Consider the following 2,763-nt stretch of genomic DNA (forward strand, 5'->3'; position numbering starts at 1 on the left):
ATCCAGGGTAAGCTCTACCTGCGGGCCGTCAACCGACGCGGCCAAGGCACGCAGAGGCGCCACGCGCTCCCGCTCCACGTCGCCGAGAAAGACGAGGGTCAGGTGCAGCTTCCCGGCGGGAACCCCCCGGCCACCGCAAGCGAGCACGACCCGATCTACCAGCCGCACTAGCCGGCGCTCGAGCGCTTCATCCGGCCACAAGGCGAAGAACAGCCGATCCCGCGGGATCGGCGCAGGCAGGCCGCTCACGGCTCGGGCGCGATCAAGGCCACCGCCTCGGCGGCGATGCCCTCCACTCGTCCAGTGAACCCTAACCCCTCGGTGGTCTTGGCCTTCACATTCACCCAATCCGCCGGGACGCCCAGGTCGTGGGCGATGTTGGCGACCATCTGGCGCATGTGGGGTGTCATTCTGGGTGCTTGGGCGATGATGGTGGCATCCACGTTGACCACCCGGAAGCCCGCAGCGGCGAGCCGCCGGGCCACGTCCCGCAACAACACTCGGCTGTCGGCGCCGCGGTAGGCCGGGTCGCTGTCCGGATAAAGCCGTCCAATGTCCCCCAGGCCCGCAGCGCCGAGCAGGGCATCGGCCACCGCGTGAAGCAGCACGTCGGCATCGGAATGGCCGTCCAGGCCCCGGTCGAAGGGGATGGTCACTCCCCCGATGACCAGGGGGCGGCCTGTCACCAGGGGGTGCACATCGAAGCCGTGGCCGATCCTCATGGGGTCTTGCCTTCGCTCAGGAGGCGTTCCACCAGCGCCAGGTCTTGGGGAAAGGTGACTTTCAGGTTGGTCGCATCCCCTGGCACCAGACGGGGCTTGAGACCCAGCATCTCCACCGCCCGGGACTCGTCGGTCACTTCCGATGCGGCGTTCAGCGCGAGGGCTCTAGAGAGGAGACCATAGCGGAACATCTGGGGCGTCTGCGCTTGCCACAACCCTTCTCGGGGCTCGGTGGCGAGCACCCGGCCCTGGGAATCGGCCCGCTTGAGGGTATCGGATACCGGAATGGCCAGCAATCCCCCCACCTCATCCTCCCCGAGCTCCCGGGCGAGCCGCTCCACCCACAGAGGCTTCAGGCAGGGACGGGCGGCATCGTGGACCAGCACCCAGTCCGTCTCCTCGAGCTCGCCACGCAGCGCCTGGAGGCCCCGGTTCACCGTCTCAGCCCGGGTCGCGCCGCCGCAGCGCAGCACCCGCAGGCGTTGCCCGAAATCGCGCCAATCGAAGCGGTCCCAAAAGGCGTCATCGGGCGAGAGCAGCACGTGAATCGCGGCGAGAAAGCTGCATTGGCTGAGGGCTTGCAGGGCATGGCGGATCAGGGGCTGCCCCGCCACGGGAAGATACTGCTTGGGTACTGCCTGCCCCATGCGCAAGCCTGCGCCAGCGGCGGGCACCAAAGCCACGAATGTCGGCATCGCATCATTCTACCGGAACCACTTTAGGGGGCAGCGAGCTCTCCATTCCAGGAGCGCCGCCGTCGAACCCATCAACTAAGATGGAAGGGAGAGCACCCGAGAAGCCGCTCGCACCGGTCGGTTCCCGCCCCGGTCCGACTTCTTTCCTCCAGTCGGGTGGAGCCGTCACCGCCGCGGTGCGGACGTGTGTCAGAACGAGGAGGTTTTCATGGAAAAACCCTTGAGAATCACGTTCCTGGACGTGCCCCCGTCGCCCGCCCTGGAAGCGCATATCCGGAGCAAGGCCGAGAAGCTGGAGCAGTTCCATCCCCATCTGGTGGGTTGCCAGGTCTACGTGGAGCTGGATGCCAAGCATCGCCATCAGGGGCGCTTGTTCAGCGTGCGATTGGAACTCAAGGTCCCGGGAGACTTGCTGGTGGTTACCCGCCATGCGGCCGAGGACGTCTATGTGGCGTTGCGGGACGCTTTCGATGCCGCCCGGCGGCAACTGGAATCCCACGCCCGGCGCCTCCGGGGAGAGGTCAAAACCCACGAACCCGAGGGCTCAGGCCATGTGGCGCGGCTGTTCCCCGACGGCTATGGGTTTATCGAAGCAGACGACGGGCGGGAGCTCTACTTCCATCGGGAGAACGTGGTCAACACGGACTTCGACCGGTTGGAAGTAGGCTCACCAGTCCGCTTCCTGGCCGAGCCGGCCAAGGAAGGCTGGCAGGCCAAACGAGTGAGCGCCCGTTGATCAGCTTGACCCCCGCTTGATGGGCGATGCTTTTGGCCCCATTAAATCATCGGTAATGGAGAATCCATGATGTCCGTGCGCCCGGCAGCGGTAGCCGGTACCTTCTATCCCGGGGATGCGCCGACGCTTTCCCGCGCGGTCGATACCCTGCTTGCGGAAGCGCGGCGGCGCGCCCCGCGCGGGGAATCGGAGCCCTTCCCCAAGGCGCTGATCGTTCCCCATGCGGGCTATATCTACTCTGGACCGGTGGCAGCCTCGGCCTACGCGCGGCTGCAGGAAGGCCGTGACCGGGTCAAGCGTGTCGTCTTACTGGGCCCCTGTCACCGCGTGCCGGTGCGGGGGGTCGCCCTTCCCGGGGCGCAACGCTTCGCCACCCCCTTGGGGACGGTGGAGGTGGACCCAGCGGCACGGGCCCGTCTGCTGCGCCTTCCCCAGGTGGTGGAGAGCGCCGAGGCCCACGCCTGGGAGCACTCCCTGGAGGTGCAGCTCCCCTTTCTCCAGACCGTGTTCGACAGCTTCACCCTGGTGCCCTTGGTGGTGGGGGCGGCCTCCGCCGAGGAAGGGGCAGAAGTGCTGGAGACGATCTGGGGTGGGGCGGAGACCCTGATCG

The 2,763-nt window shown here is 67.1% G+C and carries 5 protein-coding genes; 2 read left to right on the forward strand and 3 right to left on the reverse strand.

The window, feature by feature from the left end; translation table 11 throughout:
- The 3 genes from V7Q81_RS15545 to ispD form a co-directional block, all read right to left on the reverse strand.
- Positions 1-249: 2'-5' RNA ligase family protein (locus V7Q81_RS15545; protein WP_333845141.1), on the reverse strand; the 249-nt coding region annotated here is incomplete at its 3' end.
- Positions 246-722, reverse strand: coding sequence for a 2-C-methyl-D-erythritol 2,4-cyclodiphosphate synthase (gene ispF / locus V7Q81_RS15550; protein WP_333845143.1), 477 nt, complete (start codon positions 720-722; stop codon positions 246-248). The genes ispF and V7Q81_RS15545, both read right to left, overlap by 4 nt.
- Positions 719-1,417, reverse strand: coding sequence for a 2-C-methyl-D-erythritol 4-phosphate cytidylyltransferase (gene ispD / locus V7Q81_RS15555; protein WP_333845146.1), 699 nt, complete (start codon positions 1,415-1,417; stop codon positions 719-721). The genes ispF and ispD overlap by 4 nt, the downstream gene beginning before the upstream one ends.
- Positions 1,418-1,625: 208 nt before the next feature.
- On the opposite strand from ispD, the gene V7Q81_RS15560 reads away from it, so the two are divergent.
- Positions 1,626-2,153, forward strand: a complete 528-nt coding sequence (locus tag V7Q81_RS15560) for an HPF/RaiA family ribosome-associated protein (protein ID WP_333845149.1) — start codon at positions 1,626-1,628, stop codon at positions 2,151-2,153.
- 66 nt (positions 2,154-2,219) lie between these two features.
- A partial coding sequence (gene amrB / locus V7Q81_RS15565) for an AmmeMemoRadiSam system protein B (protein ID WP_333845151.1) occupies positions 2,220-2,763 on the forward strand: 544 nt, incomplete at its 3' end.

Source organism: Pelomicrobium sp., assembly GCF_036803785.1.
In the GTDB taxonomy this organism is placed as follows: Bacteria; Pseudomonadota; Gammaproteobacteria; order Burkholderiales; family UBA6910; genus Pelomicrobium.